Here is a 274-nt window from a genome sequence, read left to right on the forward strand (position 1 = left end):
GCGAACGGGTCGATGGGGCCGGGGCGCCTGGGCGTCGTCGGTCCCGCCGTGCTGCCCTTCGCCCTCGCGCTCGGCGCCGAGGTGCTGGTGGGCGCGGCGATCCTGCTGCTCGCACCGCGCAACCGTGAGGAACTCGCGGAGGAGCGCACCGACCGCTGGCTCGCCGAGATGACAGAGGCCGAGCGCGACCGCGGTCCGCTTCCCGCCGAGCCGACCGCGTGGCCGTCCCTGCCCGACGACACCGCGCCGCTTGGCGACCTGCGCGTCCCGCCGC

Annotated in this window: 1 pseudogene; it reads left to right on the forward strand. The window is 77.4% G+C overall.

The features are described from left to right. A pseudogene (locus DW309_RS01785) lies at positions 1-274 on the forward strand (cell division protein PerM); the annotation flags it as partial.

Source organism: Microbacterium sp. K41 (assembly GCF_004794395.1).
Classification (GTDB): domain Bacteria; phylum Actinomycetota; class Actinomycetes; order Actinomycetales; family Microbacteriaceae; genus Microbacterium; species Microbacterium sufflavum.